The 24,484-nt window shown below is 57.3% G+C and carries 24 protein-coding genes and 1 other annotated feature; all 24 genes read right to left on the reverse strand.

The genetic code is table 11. The features are described 5' to 3' along the window. Positions 1 to 4: 4 nt before the first annotated feature. Positions 5 to 331, reverse strand: a complete 327-nt coding sequence (locus GT019_RS02705) for a DUF5665 domain-containing protein (RefSeq protein WP_161740901.1) — start codon at positions 329 to 331, stop codon at positions 5 to 7. Between the two features lie 114 nt (positions 332 to 445). Further along, complete coding sequence (ileS, locus tag GT019_RS02710) at positions 446 to 3,541, reverse strand: isoleucine--tRNA ligase (protein ID WP_161740903.1); 3,096 nt, start codon at positions 3,539 to 3,541, stop codon at positions 446 to 448. A gap of 49 nt (positions 3,542 to 3,590) precedes the next feature. Beyond that, positions 3,591 to 3,895: a binding site (T-box leader), on the reverse strand. Between the two features lie 72 nt (positions 3,896 to 3,967). Next, complete coding sequence (locus GT019_RS02715; protein ID WP_161740905.1) at positions 3,968 to 4,462, reverse strand: DivIVA domain-containing protein; 495 nt, start codon at positions 4,460 to 4,462, stop codon at positions 3,968 to 3,970. A 93-nt stretch (positions 4,463 to 4,555) separates the two neighbouring features. Further along, positions 4,556 to 5,338 carry a YlmH family RNA-binding protein gene (locus tag GT019_RS02720; RefSeq protein ID WP_161740907.1) on the reverse strand — a complete coding sequence of 261 codons (783 nt, stop codon included), beginning with the start codon at positions 5,336 to 5,338 and terminating at the stop codon, positions 4,556 to 4,558. Beyond that, complete coding sequence (locus GT019_RS02725; protein WP_268896006.1) at positions 5,335 to 5,598, reverse strand: YggT family protein; 264 nt, start codon at positions 5,596 to 5,598, stop codon at positions 5,335 to 5,337. Before GT019_RS02725 ends, GT019_RS02720 begins: the two co-directional genes overlap by 4 nt. 7 nt (positions 5,599 to 5,605) lie before the next feature. Continuing rightward, complete coding sequence (locus GT019_RS02730; protein WP_161741486.1) at positions 5,606 to 6,058, reverse strand: cell division protein SepF; 453 nt, start codon at positions 6,056 to 6,058, stop codon at positions 5,606 to 5,608. A gap of 57 nt (positions 6,059 to 6,115) precedes the next feature. Further along, a complete protein-coding gene (locus GT019_RS02735; protein WP_161740909.1) occupies positions 6,116 to 6,838 on the reverse strand; it encodes a YggS family pyridoxal phosphate-dependent enzyme in 723 nt (240 codons plus the stop codon). Then, positions 6,835 to 7,689, reverse strand: a complete 855-nt coding sequence (gene pgeF / locus GT019_RS02740; protein ID WP_161740911.1) for a peptidoglycan editing factor PgeF — start codon at positions 7,687 to 7,689, stop codon at positions 6,835 to 6,837. The genes GT019_RS02735 and pgeF overlap by 4 nt, the downstream gene beginning before the upstream one ends. A gap of 92 nt (positions 7,690 to 7,781) precedes the next feature. Then, positions 7,782 to 8,057, reverse strand: a complete 276-nt coding sequence (locus GT019_RS31710) for a YlmC/YmxH family sporulation protein (protein WP_161740913.1) — start codon at positions 8,055 to 8,057, stop codon at positions 7,782 to 7,784. Positions 8,058 to 8,236: 179 nt separating this feature from the next. Then, entirely contained in the window at positions 8,237 to 9,019 is a 783-nt protein-coding gene (gene sigG / locus GT019_RS02750; RefSeq protein ID WP_161740915.1) for an RNA polymerase sporulation sigma factor SigG, read from the reverse strand. Between the two features lie 155 nt (positions 9,020 to 9,174). Continuing rightward, entirely contained in the window at positions 9,175 to 10,422 is a 1,248-nt protein-coding gene (locus tag GT019_RS02755) for a hypothetical protein (protein ID WP_161740917.1), read from the reverse strand. Between the two features lie 10 nt (positions 10,423 to 10,432). Further along, positions 10,433 to 11,272 (reverse strand): hypothetical protein, encoded by an 840-nt coding sequence (locus GT019_RS02760; protein ID WP_161740919.1) that lies wholly within the window; start codon positions 11,270 to 11,272, stop codon positions 10,433 to 10,435. Then, on the reverse strand, positions 11,269 to 11,958 hold the full coding sequence (locus GT019_RS02765; protein ID WP_161740921.1) for an ATP-binding cassette domain-containing protein: 690 nt from the start codon (positions 11,956 to 11,958) through the stop codon (positions 11,269 to 11,271). The genes GT019_RS02760 and GT019_RS02765 overlap by 4 nt, the downstream gene beginning before the upstream one ends. Beyond that, complete coding sequence (locus GT019_RS02770) at positions 11,951 to 12,352, reverse strand: GntR family transcriptional regulator (protein WP_161740923.1); 402 nt, start codon at positions 12,350 to 12,352, stop codon at positions 11,951 to 11,953. The genes GT019_RS02765 and GT019_RS02770 overlap by 8 nt, the downstream gene beginning before the upstream one ends. A 187-nt stretch (positions 12,353 to 12,539) precedes the next feature. Further along, positions 12,540 to 13,262 carry an RNA polymerase sporulation sigma factor SigE gene (gene sigE / locus GT019_RS02775; protein WP_090638315.1) on the reverse strand — a complete coding sequence of 241 codons (723 nt, stop codon included), beginning with the start codon at positions 13,260 to 13,262 and terminating at the stop codon, positions 12,540 to 12,542. Next, on the reverse strand, positions 13,241 to 14,239 hold the full coding sequence (gene spoIIGA / locus GT019_RS02780; protein WP_328803893.1) for a sigma-E processing peptidase SpoIIGA: 999 nt from the start codon (positions 14,237 to 14,239) through the stop codon (positions 13,241 to 13,243). Before spoIIGA ends, sigE begins: the two co-directional genes overlap by 22 nt. A gap of 327 nt (positions 14,240 to 14,566) precedes the next feature. Continuing rightward, positions 14,567 to 15,700 (reverse strand): cell division protein FtsZ, encoded by a 1,134-nt coding sequence (ftsZ, locus tag GT019_RS02785; RefSeq protein ID WP_161740927.1) that lies wholly within the window; start codon positions 15,698 to 15,700, stop codon positions 14,567 to 14,569. Between the two features lie 16 nt (positions 15,701 to 15,716). Beyond that, positions 15,717 to 16,961 carry a cell division protein FtsA gene (gene ftsA, locus GT019_RS02790; RefSeq protein WP_161740929.1) on the reverse strand — a complete coding sequence of 415 codons (1,245 nt, stop codon included), beginning with the start codon at positions 16,959 to 16,961 and terminating at the stop codon, positions 15,717 to 15,719. 232 nt (positions 16,962 to 17,193) lie between these two features. Beyond that, positions 17,194 to 17,958 carry a cell division protein FtsQ/DivIB gene (locus GT019_RS02795; RefSeq protein WP_161740931.1) on the reverse strand — a complete coding sequence of 255 codons (765 nt, stop codon included), beginning with the start codon at positions 17,956 to 17,958 and terminating at the stop codon, positions 17,194 to 17,196. A 93-nt stretch (positions 17,959 to 18,051) separates the two neighbouring features. Continuing rightward, positions 18,052 to 19,332 carry a UDP-N-acetylglucosamine 1-carboxyvinyltransferase gene (gene murA, locus GT019_RS02800; RefSeq protein ID WP_161740934.1) on the reverse strand — a complete coding sequence of 427 codons (1,281 nt, stop codon included), beginning with the start codon at positions 19,330 to 19,332 and terminating at the stop codon, positions 18,052 to 18,054. A 15-nt stretch (positions 19,333 to 19,347) separates the two neighbouring features. Further along, a complete protein-coding gene (murB, locus tag GT019_RS02805) occupies positions 19,348 to 20,253 on the reverse strand; it encodes a UDP-N-acetylmuramate dehydrogenase (RefSeq protein WP_161740936.1) in 906 nt (301 codons plus the stop codon). A gap of 204 nt (positions 20,254 to 20,457) precedes the next feature. Continuing rightward, positions 20,458 to 21,564 carry an undecaprenyldiphospho-muramoylpentapeptide beta-N-acetylglucosaminyltransferase gene (murG, locus tag GT019_RS02810; RefSeq protein ID WP_161740938.1) on the reverse strand — a complete coding sequence of 369 codons (1,107 nt, stop codon included), beginning with the start codon at positions 21,562 to 21,564 and terminating at the stop codon, positions 20,458 to 20,460. An 8-nt stretch (positions 21,565 to 21,572) separates the two neighbouring features. After that, on the reverse strand, positions 21,573 to 22,670 hold the full coding sequence (gene spoVE, locus GT019_RS02815; protein WP_161740940.1) for a stage V sporulation protein E: 1,098 nt from the start codon (positions 22,668 to 22,670) through the stop codon (positions 21,573 to 21,575). 44 nt (positions 22,671 to 22,714) lie between these two features. Further along, the gene (gene murD / locus GT019_RS02820; protein ID WP_161740942.1) at positions 22,715 to 24,151 is read right to left on the reverse strand and encodes a UDP-N-acetylmuramoyl-L-alanine--D-glutamate ligase; all 1,437 of its coding nucleotides are present in this window, start codon (positions 24,149 to 24,151) and stop codon (positions 22,715 to 22,717) included. Positions 24,152 to 24,484: the final 333 nt, after the last annotated feature.

Consider the following 24,484-nt stretch of genomic DNA (forward strand, 5'->3'; position numbering starts at 1 on the left):
CGGGTCAATACGTCTTGCCTTCCAGCTGATGCTGCACGATTCGGACGATATCGGCGATAAAATCGCCGATGATCGGCAGGTTGAGCGCCCCGAGCAGCTGCAGGAAATACAATATGAACGTCGCGAATACCGTAAAGCCGAAGGCGATTCCGACTCCGCGCGACACGCCGCCGAGCAAATTTCGCCAGGCGAGCGAAAAGGGCCGGTTCATCAGTTGAACGTAATCCGCGATTTGGGTGCGCTCCATCTGCGCCGTCACCTTCTCCAGTCTTTTCTCGAGGGCTTGGAGCGACTGGCGGACGCCCGTTAAGTTTTCTTGGTCTTCTGTCATTCCGAACCTGTCCTTTCAAAACGAAACGAAGCCCATGCTGCGCGGAGGCCGAAGCGGCAAAAGCCGCCAGCCGCCGCGCCATGGGCGTTCGGTTTGGTTGCTGCTATGCAGTTACTATGCCCCCGCGATCGCGATTCCAATCTCGCGATCCCCGAGCGATACCCGTTCCATGGCCGATTCGCCGCCATAATCCACGCTGCTCAGCAGCACGTTCTCGAACAAGACGTCCTCGAACGCGCTCAGCGCCGCTCGCAGCTCGTCGTCCACGTCCAGCTTGAGCGCGATCCGTCGCTCGATCGGAAGATCGAGCTTCTTGCGCGTGTCCTGCACGGCGCGAATGACTTCGCGGACCAGTCCTTCCTGCTCCAGCTCCGGCGTGATATCCATGTTGATCGCGACCGTCAGCTGATACCCGGAAGCGGACGCGAAACCGGATTTGGCTTGTTTCTCCACGAGCAGCTCATCCAGCGCGATGACGAAGCTTTCGCCTTCCAGCGACGTATACGAGAGTTCGCCGGCTTTCATGATTTGGCTGGTTTCGTCCGGCAGCATCGACTTGAGGTACGATTGAATCGGACCGACGTGCTTGCCGTACTTCTTGCCCGCGACCTTCAGGTTCAGCTTAAAGGTGAAATCGACGAATCCGCTGTCCCCGCTCGCGATCGTGATTTTTTTGACGTTGATCTCGTCCTTGATGATATCCTCGTAAGGCGCAAGGTCGAACTCGTTGTCCAGCGCCACGATCAGCTCGGAGAGCGGCTGGCGCGTCTTGATGCCGGCCTCGTTGCGGACATTGCGCGCCAATTCGACGATCTGTCTGGCCGTCTCCATATCGCGTTCCAGCTTCTCGTCGATCGCCGACTCGTCGGCCTTCGGATAATCGGCCAGATGCACGCTGCCGCTGCCGCCCAGATTCAAATAGACATCGTCGGCCAGCATCGGCGCGAACGGCGCGATGAGACGCGCCAAGGTCAACAGAACGGAGCGAAGCGTGCCGTAGGCGTCCAGTTTGTCGTCCGTAAGCCCGCTGCCCCAGAAACGGTCGCGGGAACGGCGGATGTACCAGTTGCTCAGTTCATCGACGAAGCCCTCGATGCCCTTCGCCGCGTTCAGGAAGTCGTAGCTCGCGAGGCTCTTGTTGACGCTCGCCACGAGACTGTTCAGCCGGGACGCGATCCAGCGGTCCAGCTTGTTCGCGGATACCCGGGCAGGCTGCGCCGCAGGGTCATACCCGTCGATCGACGCATAGAGCGCGAAGAACGCGTGCGTGTTCACGATCGTATCGATGACCTTGGACTTGGCTTCGCCGACGATGCCGCGCGAGAAACGCTTGCTGTTCCACGGCGCGCTGTCCGCAAGAAGCGCCCAGCGAAACGCATCCGTGCCGTATTCGTTGATGATCTCCCACGGATCGATGACGTTGCCCTTGGATTTGGACATCTTCTGTCCGTTCTCGTCCAGGATATGCCCGGTCGAGATAACCGCTTTATACGGCGCCTTGCCGGCATAGAGCGTGGATACGGCCAACAGGCTGAAGAACCAGCCGCGGGTTTGGTCGATGCCTTCGCAGATGATGTCGGCCGGATATTGTTCCGAGAACGTCTGCTGCTTCTCGAACGGCTGGTGGTATTGGGCAAATGGCATGGAGCCGCTGTCGAACCACACGTCGACGACCTCGGACGTGCGCGTCATGACGCCGCCTTCGCAGTGCGGGCAATGAAGCTTGACGTCGTCCACGTACGGCTTGTGCAGCTCGATGTCTTCCGAGATCGGCGTAACGGAACGCGCGGCGAGATCCTTGCGGCTGCCCGGCGAATGCTGACCGCCGCATTTGTCGCAAATCCATACGTTGAGCGGCGTTCCCCAATACCGGTTGCGGCTGATGTTCCAGTCGACCAGATCCTCGAGGAACTTGCCGAAACGGCCCTCTCGGATATGGGACGGGTACCAGTCCACGCTGTTGTTGTTCGCGATCAGCTGGTCTTTGACCGCGGTCGTCTCGATGAACCAGCTGTCCGTCGCGTAGTAGATCAGCGGCGTCTTGCAGCGCCAGCAGAACGGATAGCTGTGCTCGTAGCGTTCTTTCGAGAACAGCAGCCCGCGTTCGCTCAGCATTTTCACGATATCGACGTCGCATTCCTTGACGAAGCGTCCCGCGAGATCCGTGACGGCATCCACGTAACGACCGGCATTGTCCACCACGTTCAAGAAGCTGATGCCGTTGTGGCGCGCGACCTTGTAGTCGTCGTCGCCGTGCGCCGGCGCGATGTGCACGATACCCGTACCGCTCGAGTCGCTGACGAAATCGCCCGGGATGATATAATGCCCGTTCTCGATCGACGCGTAACGGAAGGGCGGTTCATACTTCAAATTCAGCAGCTCCGCGCCTTTGACGGTGGACTGCACCGCGTATTCGCCCTTCATGACGCTCTCGATCAACGCCTCGGCCACGATGTATACGTCTCCGTCCTTCAGGACGCGCGCGTAGGTAAGGTTCGGGTTGACCGCAAGCGCGACGTTCGCGGGAAGCGTCCATGGCGTGGTCGTCCATGCCAGGACGTATTCGTTGCTGCCGGCAAGCTTGAATTTGACCGTCGCGCTGAGATCCTTGACATCCTCGTAGCCTTGCGCGACTTCATGGGAGCTCAAAGTCGTCTGGCAATGCGGGCAGTACGGGCTTACCCGGTGGCCGCGATAAAGCAAGCCCTTGCCATGGATGGTGGACAAAATATTCCACACGCTCTCGATGTAATCGTTGTTCAGCGTGATGTAAGGATCGTCCATGTTCGTCCAGTAGCCGATCGCTTCCGTCAGCTCGCGCCATTGCCGTTCGTACTCGAATACGCTGCTCTTGCATTTGTTGATGAACGCTTCCACGCCGTATTCCTCGATGTCCTGCTTGCCTGAGATGCCGAGCTGCTTCTCCACGCCCAGTTCGACCGGCAGGCCGTGGGTATCCCAGCCTGCTTTGCGGACGACCCGATACCCGTCCATCGTCTTGTAGCGGCAGATGAAATCCTTGATGACCCGGCCCAGCACATGCCCGATGTGCGGCGCGCCGTTGGCGGTCGGCGGTCCCTCGTAGAAGACGAAATTCGGTTTGCCGTCCCGGTTGTCGATCGACTGCTGGAACGTGTTTTCCGCTCTCCATTTGTTTAACACCCGCAGGTCGCGGCTTCTTGCCTTTTCTTTCACGTCAATGCGCTGCATGCCCGATTACCCCTTCCATGTCCCTAAAATAAAAAAAGCCCCGTCCCCGTAAAGGGACGAGACATGGCTCGCGATACCACCCTTGTTCCAATTCCATCCCGCCCGTTTTCCTTGGCTTGAACCAAAAAACGAGTGCGCGGATCCATTGGCAACTTCGTCACGGATGCCGACATGCCATCCGAGTTCCGGGTAACGGCGGAAATCCGGCGAAGCTTAATGCCTGCGAAACATTCGCAAGGTTCGGCGCCGCTTCTCGGAGAGGATATTCCGCAATCGTCCGCACACCGGCTTTCAGCATAGACCGGCTCTCTGTGGAGCTTCCAACTGCGTACTCGTTCTCGTCAACGAAATATGATCGTATACAATGATTATTACCATATATACGCCATTTCGATACATTTGTCAAACAAAAGTCGTGCTTTTTATTTACCCGCGGACATTCTCGCTTGCGAGCGAATGCTGGCTGTCGAGCGACTCCCAGCCTTCTTGGGCGAGCAGCTCCAGCTGCGCTTCCACGAGCGTCCGGAAACGCGCGCGGTAAATGGAGGCTTGCTTCTTGAGCTCTTCGACTTCGAGCGCGACCTTGCGGGATTTGTTCAGCGAATCGTTGATGATGCGATCCGCGTTCTTCTCCGCTTCCTTGACGATCAGCTGCGCTTCTTTCTTCGCGTTGCTCCGAACTTCGTCGGCCGCTTCCTGCGCCACGATAATCGTCTTGCTGAGCGTTTCTTCGATGTTCGAGAAATGATTCAATCTCTCTTGCAGGGCCAGCGCCTGATTCTGAATCTCTTTGTTCTCGCGAATCAACGCTTCGTAATCTTTGATGACTAGGTCGAGAAACTCATTCACTTCATCCTCATCGTACCCGCGAAGACGTCTGCCAAATTCCTTGTTATGTATGTCCAATGGCGTTAACGGCACTGGCGCACCTCCTGAATGTTTACAAGTTTCAAGGGCAGATCACCCATTTGTACATTCTAGTTTCGACAGATGAAGCCATATTCCTGCAAAGTCCTAGATAATTTTACCGATTTTGACCCGGATTCGGCCTTTTTTCGTGACGCCTTCCACGCCCAGGACTTTAAACCTTCCCAGCCCCTGCATGGACACGACGTCGCCTTCCTTGAGCGGCGCGGAAGGATCTTCCTCGACCTTCCAATTGACGCGGCATCTTCCCGCCCGGATCGGATCCACGATCTTGGTTCTGCTGATGCGGTGCACGTCGCTCGCGATGCCGTCCAGACGCAAAGAGGCCACCGACAAATTCATCTCCTCCATGGCCGAGACTGCCGGACGCAGCCGCTCCAAAGGAAGAATGTCCGTCAGGACATGAACGCGGTGGACTTGGCGCAAATGAATATTGATATAATCGGCGATCTCCCCGGCAACGAGCACATGGCAACCGTCTTCATGGACGTGGAGATCACCGATCCGATCCCGCTTGATGCCAAGTCCGAGCAGCGCGCCCAAATAATCGCCATGATCCAGCTCCAGATGTCCCTGCGTGCCGCCGGTCACCTCGATCAGCGCGATATGCGCCGGCTCGTCGTCCAGCACCCGGTAATCCGGAGCAAGGATCGCTCTTCTCCGTTCAGCCTCCGGATAGCCGCCGTCCAGTCGGATTTGCACGTCCGGATTACGGTTCGCGAGGGAGACCACGATATCCGCCTGCCGCGGGTCCAGAAAATCCGTCAGCTTCAGTTCATGGGCGAAAGCGGCGCGGTCAACCCATTCCGATGCCCGGTCCACGAAGGGCCGTTCGTCCGGATGGAAATGCACGTAAATATCGTTCTTCATATGAACATATCGAGGATCGCAATCAATCCGTACGCCACGAAACGGAGGGCGAACAGCGCCACGATCGGCGAAATATCGAGGACGCCGCCAATGGAAGGAATAAATCGGCGGAACGGCGCCAAATAAGGCTCGACCAGTTTTCCGAGCAGCTGCCCGATAAAACTGTCGCGGATGCCCGGCAGCCAAGAAAGCAGCACGTAGGCGATGATCATATACTGATAAATCTGGGTAAGCGTCCATATTAAGCCTGCAACGTCCAACTCAAGGTCACCTCATTTTTTTGTAATCTTGCTCTTCTGTCAGCATTTCCGTAATCGCGCCTTGAATTTCGACCGTATCCGGCGTGCAAAGAAATATATTGGGGCCCAGCTTCGAGATGCCGCCGTTCAGCGCGTAAATCGTGCCGCTCAGGAAATCGACGATCCGTACGGCTTGATCCGAGCGCACGCGCTGCAAGTTCACGACGACCGAACGGCGCGAACGCAGATGGTCGGCGATCTCCTGCGCCTCGTCGTAGGAACGCGGTTCGTTCAAGATGACGCGGACGTTCTTCTGCGAATGAATGCTGACGATATTATTCCCCTTCGAAGATGCTTTACGTGCTTCGAACTGAGAAGTTTCAACTTCTTGATCGTCATGCGCGTCCACGCGCTCGCGTTCCACGACCTCCTCTTCCTCTTGCAGCCCGAGAAAACTCATGAACTTATTCATCATGCCAATCGCCCTCTTTCGTATAAGATAGCTTCCCCTGCCGAACGGCGCAGCCGCCGCGGACGGCTAGCTCTTTCCTACCAGAACGGTTCCGAGTCTGAGCCAGGTGGCCCCTTCCTCGACGGCAATCTCGAAATCCCCCGACATGCCCATCGACAGTTCCGTTACCGGTTCCGCGGATGCGGCGCTCCGGTTCAGTTCATCGCGCAATTCCTTCAAGCCGCGAAAGACGGGACGCGATTGCTCGCCCTCGGCGTCGATCGGCGCCATCGTCATGAGACCGACGGGCCGGATGTGCCGAAACGCCGCGATCTCCTTGACGAACGGAATCAGCGCGTCCGGCGCCAAACCATGCTTGCTGTCTTCGCCCGAAACGTTCACTTGGACGAAGCAAGGTACGACGATTCCCAGCTGCTCGGCCCTGCGTTCGATCGCCTGCGCAAGCGACAGCCGGTCAAGCGAATGAATATATGTAAATTTCCCTAGGACGTCCTTCACTTTGTTCGTCTGCAGCGATCCGATGAAATGCCAGACGGCTTGTCCCGCCGGCGCGTTCGCCGGGCTGCCGTCCCAGCCGTTGCCCGTAATGGCGTTATACTTGTCGGCGGCGTCCTGCCAGCGGTTCTCGCCGAGATGCCTCAGCCCGTGCCCGAGCGCCGACTGCGTCTGCTCGATGCCCACGTACTTCGTGACCGCGATCAGCTCGATCTCCGACCGGTCCCGGCCGCTTCTGGCGCAAGCTTCCGCCAGCCTCCGCTCCACGTTATCCATTCGCTGTCTTAATGTCACGCTTTCAAATCCCCTTCGCTCATGCCGATCCAGCTGACCATCCTGCCCGTTGCTCCGCCTTCCATCCGATGGGAGAAGAACAAATCCGTCGAGCAGCCGGTACAGTAATCAGAACATTCGATACGACTCGGCAAAATTCCTGCTTTTATCATAATCTGTCGGTTCAATTCTTTCAAGTTTATCCGGGCTTTTCCTCCTTCGGTCGGATTAACCAGTCGATCCGGCTCCAGATTCAAGCTTCGCATAAGGGGTATTACCCGATCCAGCACGACTTCATTCACTTCATAGCAGCATAATCCGATCGAAGGCCCGATGGCCGCCTCGATATCCGCCGGGTCGCAGCCGAAGCTTGCGGTCATTGCCTCGATCGTCTCGCGGGCGATCTCGAGCACCGTTCCCTTCCAGCCGGCATGCGCAAGCGCGACGACGCCTTTCGCCGGATCGAAAAAATACAGCGGCACGCAGTCCGCATAGAACGAGGTCAGCAGCACGCCGCGCTCGTCCGTTGCCATCGCGTCGGCATCGCCGATGGCCGTGCTTCGGCTTTCCCGGCCTTTGCCGCGGTCATCCCTCCGAACGATCGCCACCCGGCTCCCGTGCACCTGCTCCGCGCAGGTCCACGCTTCGAACGGCCAGCCGAGCGCCTCGGCAAGCATCCTGCGATTGTGCACGACGTCAATGTCGGCATCGCCGACATGCAGGCCGCAGTTCAGCGATTGCCACGGCGCCGCGCTGACGCCGCCCTGCCTGCCGGTAAACCCGGCCGTCAGCCCGTTTTGCCGTTCGCTCCAACGCGGCAATAAAAAAAGCGAAGGTCCCTTCGCCGCTCGCTCGTTTACAAATGGTTCCATTCTCGGTCTCACCTCTGCCACTAGTGTACCATGCGGCCGCTCTTCGCGCGAGCGCGACGGCGCATGCGCGGAGAACAGCCGTCCGCGCCGGATCAACGAACGTTGACATCGTCCTCTTCCACCCGGTAGACCTTCGCGTCGTCAATGCTGACAAGCACGACGTCCGTACCGATCTTCACGATATTCCGCCACGGAATCACGACGTCCGTTCCGCTGCCGAACATGCCGAAAAAACGAGAGTAGCTCGGAACGACGATGGAATCGATCCGGCCTTGCCGCAGATCGAGCTCCAAATCGCTCACCTGCCCCAGCTTGCGGCCATCCACGATATTGATGACATCCTTCGTTTGGAAATCGGAAATTTTCACCTTGCCGTTCACCACGCTTCCCGGAGGGCTGCTTCCAATTAGGCCTATGTTATTACTATATGTGCCTATCGGGCAAAATGTCCTGCTTGGCAGGAATTATCGCCCGTCCCCTGCCACGCCGCTTCCGCGAACGAAAAAAAAAACGGCGCGAGGCGCCGTTATCGTTGGTTGAATGCGGGTTACGTCTTGACATGCTTCTGCATTTGCTGAATGGCCGATTTCTCGAGCCTCGACACCTGCGCTTGCGAGATGCCGATCTCGTCGGCTACCTCCATCTGCGTCTTGCCTTCGAAGAAGCGCATCGAGAGAATCATCTTCTCGCGTTCGTTCAGCTTGTGCATCGCTTCCCGGAGCGCGATTTCCTCGATCCAGGAGACGTCCTTGTTCTTGTCGTCGCTGATCTGGTCCATGACGTAGATCGGGTCCCCGCCATCGTGATAAATCGGTTCGAACAATGATACCGGGTCTTGAATGGCGTCGAGGGCGAACACGACGTCCTCCTTCGGGACGTTCAGCGCCTCGGAAATTTCGAATATCGTCGGCTCCCTTGAGTTTTTGTTCGTTAAGGCGTCCCGCACCTGAAGCGCCTTGTAGGCAATATCCCGCAGGCTGCGCGACACGCGGATGGGGTTGTTATCCCGGAGGTAACGGCGGATCTCGCCGATAATCATCGGAACCGCATAGGTTGAAAACTTCACATTCTGACTGAGATCGAAATTGTCGATTGCTTTCATGAGGCCGATGCAGCCGACTTGGAAGAGATCGTCGACGAATTCCCCGCGGTTGTTAAACCGTTGAATCACGCTAAGCACAAGCCTCAAGTTGCCATTGACTAATTTCTCTCTTGCTGCCCATTCGTTTTGCGTTTGCAATGCCGTGAACAGCTCGCGCATCTCGGCATTCGTCAGGACAGGCAGTTTAGCGGTATCCACTCCACAGATCTCGACTTTATTTCGGGTCAACGTGATTACCTCCCAAGGAGAAACATTAATGTACAGTATCTCCTCGGACCCCCAATTTATTCCCCGGCGAACAGAAGAAACTCGGCGTTCGGACATGCATAAAACGGAACAAAAAACAAGCCTTCGGCTTCGTCCGAAGGCTTGCTGCGCGTTACTCAAAATGTGAGATAAAAACCGTAAAGCTGCAGTTCTTTCATTCGTGCTGCCTGTTGCTCGGCATTGCCGTCCACGGCGATTTTGCCTTGGTAAACAACCTTGCCCCTCGTCGTATCCGCGACGATTACTTCGTACTCGGCATTGACCCGATTGAACACATACAGGCGATCGCCGTATACGATTTTCTGAATCGACGATAATTGCGACAGCTTTAACGAAAGCAGGATATCAAACGACGAACCCTGTTGCTGTTTCGCAATATCATATCGGTCGACATGGAGTTGATTGTCCTTCATCGAGAATGTAATAACCTGCCTCTCGCTCAGCATCGGATAATCCATCCCGTCAACTGAAGCTTTAATAGGGACTGGAATTAAGGTGTCAGCCGAGTACCGGTATGCCAAATAGTTTGACTCGATCGGTATCTCTTCTGTATTTCCATCGGAGAGCTGCTTCGTTTGGACAAGCGATCGACCGATCATTACGTAGTCGGAAGGAGAAACGAAATCGGCGTTAACGCCAATAATTTGAAAATGCTCCGCCCTGCCGCCTTCCAACTTCTTGTCGGAGGCAATCGTCTGATCGTCGATAATCCCTTCTTTATCCAAATCGACCGTATAGAGATGAATCTCGGACTTTAGAATTCCTCGACGGTAATCCTCCGCCGAACCTTTGGACAGCTGCGCCATAAGTTTCAATTGGCTTCCTTTAGCCTGAACGTCGTAAACGTATAAGGAATAGTACTTCGGCTTGCCCGGCAGGATAGCCTGGAAATCCTTCTTTTTCCCGGACTTCAGATCCTGCGTGCGGATCGAAATAGAATACGACGAGCGACCGTCGGACGAGTCACCCGAGCCACGATTAGCCGCGGCATAGACGAGCTTGATGTCGTCAGCATAAAAACCGCTATAATTGTTCTGGCCTCGCGTGAAACCGCGATGTTCTTTCTTTAAATGAGCCAAGTCTGGGTTGCTCTCGGTATAATAAACCTCTTTCATTTGATCAATCAGGGATTTTTTGATGTCGTAACTTGAACCATCCGCCCCGACTTCCAGTTGATAGCGTATTTGAGGTCGCTTGGTTTCTCCGTCTATTACGAGATTCGCCGCTTCCTTCGCGTCGCCGGTCACCTTCTCGATCCGATAATCCGGTAAATCCCGCATCGCCGCTCCGACGTAATACGTACCGATGCTTATCGCGACGAAGACCGGAAGCGCAATCGAAAACCAATATCGTTTCACGTTCATCCGTCTCCTCCTAAACTGTGACCTTTTTCGTTATGAGATGCAGCCCGAGCCATACCGTGACCGCCGCGACGACGAGCCCGAGCGCGGCTTCGATGCCGAACCATTCGATCGTATACCAATATGTCACGGTAAGGTTGCCGGGCAATAACACAGGCATCATCATGAATACGCCGACGGCGGCAATGTATAGGATCGCGGCCACGATTCCTTTCAACTTATAGCTGCGTTCCAGCAGCACCGCCGTGAAACCGATAAAGACGGCGATGGCGCCTGCGCCGTAATTGATGACGAAATCGGTGAACGTCTGCGGGATCAGCATCGACAATAGCCGATCGTTCGCAATCAAATCGAATATATTGCTCGATTCGAAGAGCGTATCGCCTCCCGCCATCATGTACAAACCGTCCTCGATCGGCAGCAGCACGAGTTGCAGCCCCACGAGCGCGAATACGAATAGAAGGATTGCCGTAAACTTCGCGAAGTAAATGTTTCTTCTCGCTGTCGGAAGCGTAAGCAACCGGTATATGAACGCGTTCTTGCCAAACCATTCCTTGTACCAAATCAAGAAGACGTACAAGACGAGTCCGCCGATGCAAAGCGCGATCGGCGCGTAAACCGCCAGACCCGCGCGCGCGAGGCCGTCGATGAACGAATGCTTGCCGTGCTCCTGCACGAAAGCGGCGATCGTGCTATGGTCCGATTCCACCCGATCATATACTTCGCTTGCGTATCTATGCGTTTCGTATAGGATACCAGCGCATTGCAGGACGATCGTCACGATCGCGAGCGCCGCCAACATCTTCCAAAAACGCGTAATTTCCCAATGGACGAGCTTCAAATAGCGATTCATCCGTTATACACCTCTCTCATGACATCCATGACCGATTTCCCCTCTTGCAAACGCACCTCTTCGGTCTCGAACTCCCTCCGGACGAGCCCGTTCTCGAGCAGGACGACCTTGTCGATCAGATGCTCGATGTCGTTGATCTCGTGCGTCGTGATGATTACGCCCCGCTCCTCGATGAGGTGGCTGGTGAACACGGAAGCGATCTGTTCCCGGCTGAACATGTCGATGCCGGAGAACGGCTCGTCCATCAGGACGTAATCGACGTCGAGTGCCAGGCCGAGCAGGAGATTGAGCTTGGCCGCATTGCCCTTGGACAGTTCACCGACTCTGTCGCGGCCGTTCAGCTTGAAGAATCCCGCGAGCTCGGCTGCCCGCTTCGTGTTCCAGCTGGCGTAATAATCTTTCATGAACTGCATGCACGCGTCCACGGTCATGTTCGGCGGCATCGTGATCGAATCGGGGATGAAAGTGATCTTGTCGTATAATTGGCTGGAAACCGTCCGTCCGTCGATCAGAATGGTCCCGCTTGCCACGGGCGTGAGCCCCATGATCGCCTTCAGCACCGTCGACTTGCCGACGCCGTTGATGCCGATCAAGCAGGTGATCTGCCCCTTCTCCGCCGTAAACGACACCTCCCTCAACACATGCTTGCGGCCGTACTTCTTGCCGATGCCTTTGACCTCAATCATGGCTCGTTCCCTCCGCTTCGTGCTTGGCGTAGCTGTCTTCGATGCGAAGCTTCACGATCGCGAGAAGCTCGTCGACGGGGACTTGAATCTTAGCGACGGATGCGACGAAGGCATCGACCGCGTCCGCGATAAGCTCGCCTCTGATGGATTGCAGCGTCCGCTCATCCGACGTAATGCGGCTAGGGGAGTTTCCTTCCGTTACGATCAAGCCTTGTTCCTCCATTTCCTTATACGCCTTCTGGGCCGTATTGGGGTTGATTTGCAGCGTGCCCGCCAGCTCCCTGCGCGACGGAATAACCTGACCCTGCGCCAGATGCCCGGTCGCGATTTGTTCCTTGAAATGCCGGACCACCTGCATGTAGACGGGATCGCGATTATTGAATTTCACTTCCAACGGATCATCACCCCTGTCGATTCGCTTCCTTATTTTGGTGTGTGTACTACTTAGTTCATACACTATATGTGTACTATACCCGTAATACACAACGCTGTCAATCGTTTTGTCCCGCGGGGAAGCCTTGCACGCAAAAAAAGCCCGCGACCCCCTTGACGGGGGATCCGGACTTTCCTCGGCGCTCGGTTTAAACCATCTTATTGAACTCCTTGCGCAGCCGCTTAATGATGCGTTTCTCCAGCCGGGAAATGTAGGATTGCGAGATGCCGAGCAGATCGGCCACGTCTTTCTGCGTCTTCTCTTCCCCGTCCGCAAGCCCGAAGCGCAGCTCCATGATGATGCGTTCCCGTTCCGTTAATTTATCCAATGCTTTATGCAGCAGCTTGCGGTCGACCTGTTCCTCGATGTTCCGGTAGATCGTGTCGTTCTCGGTCCCAAGCACATCGGAGAGCAGCAGCTCGTTGCCATCCCAATCGATGTTCAGCGGTTCGTCGAAGGACACTTCGGTCCGCGTCTTGCTGTTGCGCCGAAGATACATGAGAATCTCGTTCTCGATGCACCTTGACGCATAGGTCGCAAGCTTGATTTTCTTCTCCGGATCGAACGTATTGACCGCCTTGATCAGGCCGATTGCCCCGATGGACACCAAATCCTCGATATGAATGCCCGTATTCTCGAATTTCCGGGCGATGTACACGACGAGGCGGAGATTGCGCTCGATCAGCATGGCCCGGATGGCCGAGTCGCCGGAAGGCAGCTTCTCCAGCAAATATTCCTCTTCTTCGCGCGTGAGCGGAGGCGGCAGCGCCTCGCTTCCGCCGATATAATAAATTTCCTCGCTCTTGAGGCCGAATAAAAACAAAACGCGATAATAATATAACTGCAGGATTAATTTCCATTTGACGAGCATGCTGCTCCATCCCTTCCCGAAGTACTGTGAATGGTTTCGATCGTGACGCTTCGCTCTTGAAGAAGTGACGGATGGATAATCGCCCGGTAGGTCCCGTCTGCAACAAGCTTTCCCGCATCCAAGCCGATAAGCACTTTCTTGGACTGAAATACGTCCCCGTCCCGGTCGACGATGACCAGATCCGGTTTGATGGCAAGCATGAACTGCGCGCCGCGGTTCACCCCCCGGTATGGCACAAGCCGCAAACGATCCTGCCATACGAAAGGCTCATGGTCCGTCATGCCCGCGATAAGCTGATCCACCTTCGCCTCCCGGATGAGACGAAACCATGCCGCCGGGAGCACATCCTCCCACACGGAAGCTTCCATGACCATCACCGGCGTTCTCGTCAGCGGTTCGTACAGCTGATTCCCCGTATCGATCAGGCCCGTGCAGCCATGCACATGATCGCCGATTCGCACGCTCACCTCCGCGAGATGGGTTGTGACCAGATCCCGCTCCCGACGCTGCGCCATCACCGAACGGTAAATATAGTAGCCGACCACCACGATGCCGAACAAGAAGATCATCGTCGTGCTCAGCATGAAGCTCGGTTTGCCATTCACGTAGATGACGGTCCGCCACAGCTGGTTCGAGCTGTTCATGAACAAATAATGAAACCCGAGCACCGCTCCGGCGGCAGCGAAGTTAACCCCGTAAAACGCGCCGGTCAATCGGACAAAATGCTGCACGCTTCCAAATCCGAAGGCGATGAACAGCATGACGACGGACAACAGCAGCTTGACGACGATCGTAAACAGAAACGACAACGACGGAAAAACGATCATGACGGCATACAAGGAACCGACGCCGGCGGCCAGCAGCACCCGCCACCATTTGGCGCGAATGCTTCGCACCCAGGCGGTAAGCAATAGATTGGCGCCGTCGATCAACAGGTTTACCAGAAACAGTACGTCGATATAAACGGCATCCAGCACCTTCACCTTCCTGCTGCGGGTCCCACTCTTCGCCCCTCTTAAAAGCTTTCGCGAGTTTCCCGCGAGGCTTTCGCGAGTTTCTCGCGAGGTATCCGCACGCTTTACGCGCGGCGCTCGCCAGGCTCCCGCGATCTTTTATCGAGGAAGAGCGGCTTGTGTCTAGTATAGTTAAATCCTATTACGATGTCTGTCTAAACATGCCGTCAGGAGCGATCTTTTTTTGTCGAGCGAACCGCCGCCGATATAAGGGACAAGCTTGGCGAACATGCCCGTTTCTAGCAAAAAAGCCGCTTCCGTAGATACGGAAAGCGGCTAAAGTCCTCATTATTACCGATCGTTGTTGCGGCGGTTGCGAAGAAACGCGGGAATGTCGAGCTGGTCGCTGGACACCGGCGTACCGAACGGTTTCGGTCCATTGCCCGCAGCCGGCTGACGCGGCGGTTCGGACGCCGCCGGCGCCTCGTTATGCTGCGTGCCGACGGTCGGACGGCGCAGCGGCTGCGCGCCGCGATGTTCGAAGCCGGTCGCGATGACCGTCACTTTGATTTCTTCCTTCAAGTTCTCGTCGATGCTTGCGCCGAAGATCATGTTCACGTCCGGATCGGATGCGGATATGACGATCTCCGCCGCTTCGTTGACCTCGTACAGCGACAGGTTCGAGCCGCCGGTGATGTTCATGATAATGCCGCGCGCGCCGTCGATGGACGTTTCCAGCAGCGGGCTTTGAATCGCCTTGCGCGCCGCTTCCGCCGCGCGGTTCTCGCCGGTCGCATTGCCGATGCCCATCAGCGCGGAACCGCGTTCCGTCATGATAGTCTTGACGTCGGCGAAGTCGAGGTTGATGAGACCCGGCACCGCGATCAGATCGGAGATGCCTTGCACGGCCTGCTTCAAGACGTTATCCGCTTCGCGGAACGCTTCGAGCATCGGCGTCTTCTTGTCGACGATCTCGAGCAGCCGGTCATTCGGAATGACGATCAGCGTATCGACTTTTTCTTTGAGCGCTTCGATGCCGAGCTCGGCTTGTCCGGAGCGCTTGCGGCCTTCAAACGTGAAAGGGCGCGTCACGACGCCGACAGTCAGCGCGCCGCACTCGCGAGCGATCTCGGCGATGACCGGAGCGGCTCCCGTGCCGGTTCCGCCGCCCATGCCCGCGGTCACGAACACCATGTCCGCGCCCTTGAGCGTGTTCATGACGGATTCGCGGGATTCTTCGGCCGCTTTCTTGCCCACTTCCGGGTTGGCGCCCGCGCCGAGTCCGCGCGTCAGCTTGTCGCCGATCTGCAGCTTCTGTTCGGCTTTGGCCATATGGAGCGCCTGCGCATCCGTATTCACCGTAATAAATTCAACGCCTCTGACGCCATTCTCGATCATCCGGTTGACGGCATTGCTACCGCCGCCGCCAACGCCGATGACTTTGATTTGAGCCATCTGCTCCATATCGAAATCGAATTCCAACATGCTGAAGTTCCCCCGATCAAATAAATTCGCTAAACATATTTTTCAAACGCTCGAAAAGGCCGGGCTTCGAGGGAGTATTTGTTGCGTTTGCCTTCCTGTTCGCGCTCTTTTTCGGCGCGGATCCGGTGCGGCCCCTCATGTATTTCGATACATATTGAATCATGCCGACACCGCTCGTGAAAGCCGGGTCACGGACGCCGATATAGTCCGGTACGGCAATGCGTACGCTCGCTTCCAATTCGTGCTGGGCAAGCGGCAGCGTGCCCGCCATGGTGACGGTCCCGCCGGTCAGCACGTACCCGTTGATTTTGTCGCCGTAGCCCAAACGCCGGACTTCCTGGCGGATCAAGTGAAAAATTTCCTGCATCCGCGGTTCGATGATGTTGGCCAGGTCAACCTGGGTGAATTCCTTCTCCACGTTGCTGCCCATGCGCATGACCTTGAATTTCTGATCCTCCGCGGCGTCGTCCACGAGCGCGCAGCCGAATTTCTGCTTGATCTTCTCCGCTTGCTCCGTCTGGGTCCGAAGACCGTACGATATGTCGCTCGTCACGTATTCGCCGCCGACCGGCAGCGTGGACGTCGCGACGATGCTCCCTTGTTCGAAAATAGCAATCGTGCTGGAGCCTGCGCCGATATCCGCAAGCACAGTGCCCATCATTTTCTCGTCTTTGGTTAACGACATTTGGCCGGATGCCAGCGACATCAGGATAATGCCGGATATGCGCAAATTGGCTTTCTCGACGCACCGGACTAAGTTATGTATCGCCGTCTTCGCTCCGGTTACGACTGTCGCTTCCACTTCCAAACGGACGCCGATCATGCCGCGCGGATCGGAAATGCCTTCCAGTCCGTCCACCAAATATTGCTTCGGCACCAGATTGATGATTTCTCGTTCGGGAGGCAGCGCGACGACTTTAGCCGCTTGCAGGACACGCTCGATATCTTCTTCTCCGATCTCGCGGTCTTCGTTGGAAATCGCGACAACGCCGTGATTCGTCTGCAATCCGATATGGTTGCCCTGAATGCCTACATATACATCGGTTATTTGAATATCGACCATCCGCTCAGCGTGGTCCACAGCGTTTCGAATCGATGCGACGGTCTGGTCAATATCAACGATAGCGCCTTTGCGTATACCTTCTGAGTCGGCAGATCCAACTCCAATAATATTAATGACGCCGTTATTTACCTCGCCAATAATAGCACGAACCTTGGATGTACCGATGTCCAAACTCACGATGATGTCATTGCTGCTCAACCTCTGGCACCTCCGTTTCAACATTGATAAGGTACGTTTCTTTGCCGTGCCTGTGCATGCATTTCTTCTTATTCAACGCAGTACTCATTTTCCCTCTTTTTTCAACAATTTTTTCAACATTTTATTTATGCTGCCCGCGTGTCCGGGCGTATGTCCGGCATCGTCCGTTTCGAATAAAATGCAAAGGGGGTTAAATAAATCTACATAAATAAAATTCTATCACTCTTTGAAGCTATTGAGTAGTCTCTTTTTGCGTAACGGCGGGATTTTCCGGCTCTTCGGGGACGAACGGCGCGTATTTATCCGCAAGCAGCAGCGTAATGGTTCCGGGCGGCTGAATTTCGATCACGGCATTCATCGTCGCGATCTTATCGGCCAGCAGCGAGACCGCCGTAATGACCTCGAAGCGCGTCCTGGTGTAGATTTTGATCCGGTCGGGATAGGACGTCGACGGCACCGGGCTGATCTCGGAGAAATCGGACAGCGATTGCTCCGGAATCGCGGCCAGCGCCTTGCACAGGGAGGCGAGCACGGGATCGCCGGTCTTCCAGCCCGATAGGATCGGTTTGTCGACGACGAGGTCGGCTCCCGCGGGAACCCCGGTTCCGTTCGCCAAAACCGCCGTCAGTTCTCCTTTGTTCGACAACGAGTACGCGACGGTCTCGTATTCCTGCACGTGAATCGTGATGCCGCCCGGGAACGATTTGGTCACTCGGACGTTCTTGATCGGCTTCATGGCGCGGATTCTGGCCTCGATCGTTTCGGTCGACGTGCCGAAGAAGGAATCGCCCGCCGCGATGCCGGCGGTTTTGCGGATATCCGCTGCCTGCATGACCTTCTGTCCTTCGACCGTCACGGTCGATACTTTGCTAATGGAGGAATTGAAGAACAGCACGCCCAATATCACGATAAAAAGCAGCACGAGCACCGCCAGCAACTTTTTGCCGCCTCTGCGCCGTTTGACTGGTTCCCGCAGAACGGGCATCTTCTCTTGCATGGCTTGTCCCCTATTCGTATAAACGCAAACGGCGTCCCGCCGCTGATGGGCTGGAGCCGCTTACGCGTTATCTATCTGGTTCGGGATGCTGACTCAAGGCACGATCGTATTGTTGGGTACGGGTGAAAAGCGGGTAATCCTGGCGCCCAGACGGCCAAGCATCGTCTCGATCCGGTCGTAGCCGCGGTCGATGTGGTGTACCTGCTCGACGACGGTCTTGCCTTGCGCGGCAAGCCCCGCGATCACGAGGGCCGCGCCCGCGCGCAAATCCGTCGCTTCCACCGTCGCGCCGTAGAGCCTGGAAACGCCGCGTATGAACGCGGAGCTAAGATCGACGCGAATGTCCGCACCCATGCGGGCGAGTTCATCCACGTGCTTGAACCTGCCTTCGAAGATCGTTTCCTTCATGACGCTGACGCCGTCGGCCAGGGCCAGCAAGACCATGATCTGCGATTGAAGATCGGTCGGAAATGCCGGGTACGGCGAGGTGACGATCCGATCAATCGATTTGGGACGCGAAGCGGTTCCCACCTTGATTATATCACCGTCTACCGCTATTTGAACACCTGTGCGCCTGAGCACATGGATGAGAGAGGTTAGATGCGAAGGGCAGGTATTGAGCAGCGTCACCTGTCCGCGAGTCGCGGCCGCCGCCACCATCACCGTTCCGGTCACGATGCGGTCCGGAATGACCTGATAGCTGCAAGGCGTCAGCTTCTCTACCCCTTCGACGGTTATCGTGTCCGTGCCGGCGCCGATGATCTTCGCGCCCATGCGGTTCAGAAAATGCTGCAAATCTTGGATCTCCGGTTCTCTCGCGGCGTTGCTGATCGTCGTCAGCCCTTCCGCAAGCACGGCGGCCATCATAATGTTCTCCGTTGCGCCGACGCTCGGAAAATCCAGATGGATCTCCGCGCCCATCAGCTTCTTCGCATAGCAGACGATCCGGCTCCCGTCTTCTTCGATTTCCGCGCCGAGCGCCTCCAGGCCGCTCAGATGCAAATCGATTTTCCGTTCTCCGATCGCGCAACCGCCAGGCTGATAAATCGTCACTTCGCCGAACCTGGCCAACAGCGGCCCCATCAGAAAGATGGAGGAGCGCATCTGGCGCATCAGCGCTTCAGGAATGTGGGAAGAATGCAGGCTTGACGTGTCGAGCCGCACGGTTTGATCATCGTGCTCCGCCCGGCAACCGAGCTCGCGCAAAATGTTCAGCATGACGTCGATGTCCAGCAGTTTGGGCACATGGTCGATCGTCACTTTTCCTTCTACCAGCATGCATGCAGCCAAAATCGGCAAAGCGGCATTTTTCGCGCCTTGGATAACAATGGTTCCTGAGAGAGGTTTCCCGCCTTCAATCACCAATTTGTCCAATTTATCACCTCCGAATTACCGCTCACCCACAACCAGTACCTCCGTCACCAGCTCGATGCCGAATTTTTCCCGAACGGTCTTGCGTACGGTCGTTATCAGGGTGAGGACATCTTCAGCTGTCGCTTGCCCGGTGTTGACAATGAAATTGGCGTGCTGCGCGGATACTTCCGCGCCACCTTGTCGCATACCCTTTAACCCGGCTTCTTGAATCAGCCTTGCGGCATGATCGTTGGGCGGATTTCGAAATACGCTCCCCGCGGACGGCAGTTTCAGCGGCTGGGTGTGGAGCCTGCGCTGTTTGAGCGCGGCCATGGACGCCGCGATCGTTTTCCGGTCTCCCTCTTCCAGCTCGAATACCGCGCCCGTCACGATGCCCGGACTTTCGTGGAGAACGGAATGACGATAGGAAAACGCCATCTCCTCTGCCCCGAAGCGAACCAATTCCCCTGTTTCCAGCACAATGTCAGCTGATTTGAATATACGTGACACATCGGATCCGTGGGCGCCTGCGTTCATGTAGACGGCTCCGCCGACCGAGCCCGGAATTCCCCCCGCGAATTCCAGTCCCGTCAATCCCTCCTTGCCGGCCATGACCGACAATTTAATGAAGGAATATGCGGCTCCCGCATGAACGAGCGTGCCATCGAATCGCGCATAATCGAATCGTTCGCCCGGCTGAATGACGACGCCCCGGATTCCCTTGTCGCTGACAAGCATGTTGGAACCGCGTCCGAGATTGGTCCATCGCAACCCGTGCTGATGAAGCAACCGGACGACCGACACCAGCTGGTCTTGGGTATCCGGAATGATCAGGACGTCCGCCGGCCCGCCGATCTTCCATGTCGTATATGCTGCCAGCGGTTCGTTGTACATGACGCTGCCCGCGTCGATTTCACGTAAATCCGCCAAAAACTGCTCCATTTGTCGTACCTCCTTCTGCTGCAAGCGACTGAAACCTCCAGGCGTTCGCCCCTTCTTCCGAGCGGCCCGTTCCCGCGCTGCCGGCATGCGTCAAGCGCAGCTTCCAGCCGGGTTTCAAGCCCTCAGGATGATGGTCACGATTATGCTGTATACTATGCCTTCCCGCACAGGAGTGTGACAATCGCCTATTTGACAGGCACCGGCTTACTTCCCGGTCAGCCGCTTCAGCTCGCCGACGATCATCGCCGCCGAGTCCGGCATGCCGAGCGCCCGTGCCGCCTCGCCCATCTTCGCATGGACGTGCTTATCGTTCATAATGCCGACGATGCGCCCGAACAGCGCCGCCGCGTTCAAATCGCGTTCGCGAATCATCTCCGCCGCCCCGGCATCCGCCAGGCTGCGGGCATTCGCCTCTTGATGGTTGTTCGTCACGTTCGGCGACGGAACGAGAATCGAAGGAATGCCGAGCGCCGTGATCTCCGCCAAGGAAGAAGCCCCCGATCGGCCGACGACCAGCTGCGACGCGGCCAGCACCTCCGGCATCCGGTGCAGATACGGCAGCACCTGCAAACGGGCCGGAAGCTTCGGCGACGCCGCCTTGATGCGGCTCATCGTTCCCTCGTAATAGCTTTCTCCGGTTACAAACACAAAATGGACGTCTGGCAGCCGCCCGAGCAGCGGTACAATGTCCACCATCACGTCGTTTATCGCCTTCGCCCCCCGGCTTCCGCCGACCAGCAGCACGATCCGGCTGCGCGGCGGGATGCCGAGCAGGGCAAAGCCTGCTTGCTTATCGGCGCGCACGACGTTCGTCGCGCAAGGATTGCCGGTATAGATCGTGCTTCGCGACCGCTTGAACTGCGTCAACGCCGTCTCGAAGCTGACCGCGACGCTGTCCGCGTAGCGGGACAGAAATTGATTGGTCAAGCCCGCGACGGCATTCTGCTCGTGGATGAGCGTGGGAATGCCCAGCTTCGCGGCCGCATATAAGACAGGGCCGCAGACGTAGCCGCCCGTGCCCACGACCGCGTCGGGTTTGAATTCCCGCAGCAGCTGCTTGGAGCGGCGAACGCCTTTCAGAAACCGCATGACCGTTCGTACATTATCGTAAGACAGCTTCCGTTTGAAGCCGGTGATTTCGACGGGCTCGAAGGCGATGCCTTGGGCGGGAACGATGCGGCTCTCCAGCCCTTTCGGGGAGCCGATGTAGAGCAAAGACGAACCCGGCTCCTCCGCCATGACCTGCTTGCCGATCGCAAGCGCGGGATAGATATGGCCGCCGGTTCCGCCGCCCGACAATACGATACGCATAATGAAGCTCACCTCGAATAACGGGATATATTAAGCAAAATGCCAAGCGCGGTCAGCAGCAAGGTTAGCGACGAGCCTCCGTAGCTGACGAGCGGCAGCGTGATGCCCGTTACGGGAAGCATGCCGATAACGACGCCGATGTTGATGAAGACCTGCACGGCCACGATGCCGATGATGCCGACCGCGAGCAGGCTTCCGAACGTATCCGGCGCCGCGATCGCGGTCCGCATGCCGCGCCATAAGAGAATGCCGAACAATAGAATGATGGCCGCGCCGCCGATAAAGCCGAGTTCCTCCGAAAGTATCGAAAAAATGAAGTCCGTCTGCGGCTCCGGCAAATAATTGAATTTCTGGCGGCTCATGCCGAGACCCAGGCCGACGAGTCCGCCGGGGCCGATCGCGTAGAGCGACTGGATCGATTGATAGCCGGCGCCGAGCGGGTCGGCCCATGGATCCAGGAACGCGGTGATTCGCTGAAGTCTGTAGGGCGCCGCCAAGATCAGTCCGACCAAGCCGGCGACGCCGACGAGCGCGAGCGAGCCCAGATGGCGAATGCGCGCGCCCGCCGTATAAATAATGAGCAGCGAGGCGCCGATCATGACCGCCCCCGTGCCCAGATCCGGCTGAAGCATGATGAGGCCGAATGCCAAGCCGAGAATGCCGAGCGGCGGCAGCAGCCCTTTCGCGAACTGCGTGACCGCCTGCTGCTTCTCGGCTAACAGCTTGGCCAAGAAAATAACCATCGCCAGCTTCATGAATTCCGACGGCTGGATGCCGAAGGAACTGATGCCGAGCCAGCTGCGCGCCCCCCCGCGGACGACGCCGACGCCGGGGATCAACACGATCAGCAGCATGCCGAAACAAACGAGGAGGCCGAACTTGGCCCACTTCTTCCAAATCCAGTAGTCCGCGTTCATCGCGACGATCATCGCCCCGATGCCGAGCGCAGCGAACAGCACCTGGCGTTTGACGTAATAAAATTTGTCCCCGTAGTCGTGAAAGGCCAACACGGCACTGGCGCTGTACACCATGATGAGACCGATGGCGAGAATGAGCAGAATCGAGATAATCATCCACATATCCGGGGCGGACCTGGCTTTGGCCATGCGCGAACACCTCTTGCGAGCTGAAGTAGGGACAAGCCCCCTACTTACAAGTTATGCGCCGATTGCTTAAACATGCTCCCCCGCACCTCATAGGATGCAAACATATCCCAGCTTGCGCATGCGGGCGACAGCAGGACGATGTCCCCCGGTTCCGCCAGCGCGGCCGCTTCGCGAACCGCAAGACGGAGGGTGCTCTCGGCGTCCTCTTCAGGTTCGACGAGTTTGACCGCCGTTAAACCTGCCAGCTCCGCTACGCGCGCGAACTTGCCGCGCGTCTCGCCGAGCGCGACGACGGCTTTCACCTGATCGCGGAAATGCGGCAGCAGCTCCATGTAGTCCGAGCCGCGGTCGAGCCCGCCGGCGATCAGCACGATCCGGGGCGGGAAGGAACGCAGCGCGATGATGGTGGCCGTCGCGTTCGTAGCCTTGGAATTGTTATAGTAGGCGACGCCGTTCCGGTCGCACACGTATTCGAGTCGATGCTCCACGCCGCGGAATCCGCGCAGCGGCTCGACCAGCGATCCCGCGGACGCGCCCGCCGCGAGGCAAGCGGCGATCCCGGCCAGGGCGTTCGAGGCATTGTGCCTGCCGGGGAGGCCAAGCTCCGCCACGGCGATGATGTCGCGATCGCCGCCCTCTTGGTCCCGCCAAACGATCCGGCGATCGGCTTCGCCGTCGGGCTCCGTCAGCTCCCGCGGAAACGGAGGCGTGACGCATAAGCCGTAAGCCAGCTCCTCCGTCACGGAAAACGGAATGATCCTCGCCTGCAGCCGGCCCGAGCGCATCAGATCGCGGCAGACCGGATCATCGGCATTCAGCACCGCGGTATCGTCTTTCGTTTGGTTGGCGAACAGCTTCGCCTTGGAAGCGATGTAGTCTTCCATGTCGCCGTGGTAATCGAGATGCGTCTCGGCGACGTTAAGCAGCAGCGCGATCCGCGGGCGGAATTGCGCCGTGCCCTTCAGCTGGAAGCTGCTCAGCTCCGCGACGATCCAATCGTCCGGCTCCGCGACTTGGGCCGCTTCGCAGAGCGGCGTGCCGATATTGCCGGCTACCGTCGGCTTCAAGCCGGCCGCCTCCATCATTTCGCCGATCCACGTCGTGGTCGTCGTCTTGCCGTTGGAGCCGGTGATGCCGATGATCGGGGCCGGCGACAGGAGGTACGCGACCTCGACTTCCGTTACGACCTCGATGCCCTGCTCGATCGCCTGACGGACCGGCGGCGACGTGTACGGGATGCCCGGATTCTTCACCACGAGCGCCGTGTCCGGCGTCACGAGATTCTCCGGATGGCCGCCGCATAGAACAGAAACACCCAAAGCGTCCAGCTCGTCCGCTTCGGGGCATAATTGGCGTTCTTTCATATCGTTGACGGCGACGATCGCGCCGAGCTTATGAAACAGCTTCGCGACGCTGACCCCGCTCTTGGCCAGACCCAGTACGATAACCTTTTGATCCTTGTATAAGGATGGGTGCTTCATAGGTTCACTCCTTTATGCTCCTCTTGGAGAGGAATGCCAAGGGCGCTGCCCTCTGGACTCCCATTAAACTATTAGCTTCATATTTCCTTAATACCTTCAGAGCATCCCCCTAAATCCCCCTTGGAAAGGGGGATTCCGAGGGTTCCACCCTCTGGGCACCCGGATGGTGTAACGTTTGTGGTTCAGAGACGCACCTGCATGGGTTCGGCGGAAGGCACGATGCCCCTTGCGGGCCAACTTTACGTTTGCGCTCCCGGGTCACCCGTGCGACTTCGTCCTGACGAACGTTTGGGTCACAGAGACGGTTGGACTGCTTCGTTTCGGGCAGCGCCC

Origin of the sequence: Paenibacillus glycinis (assembly GCF_009909185.1) — a bacterium.
Lineage (GTDB): Bacteria > Bacillota > Bacilli > Paenibacillales > Paenibacillaceae > Paenibacillus_Z > Paenibacillus_Z glycinis.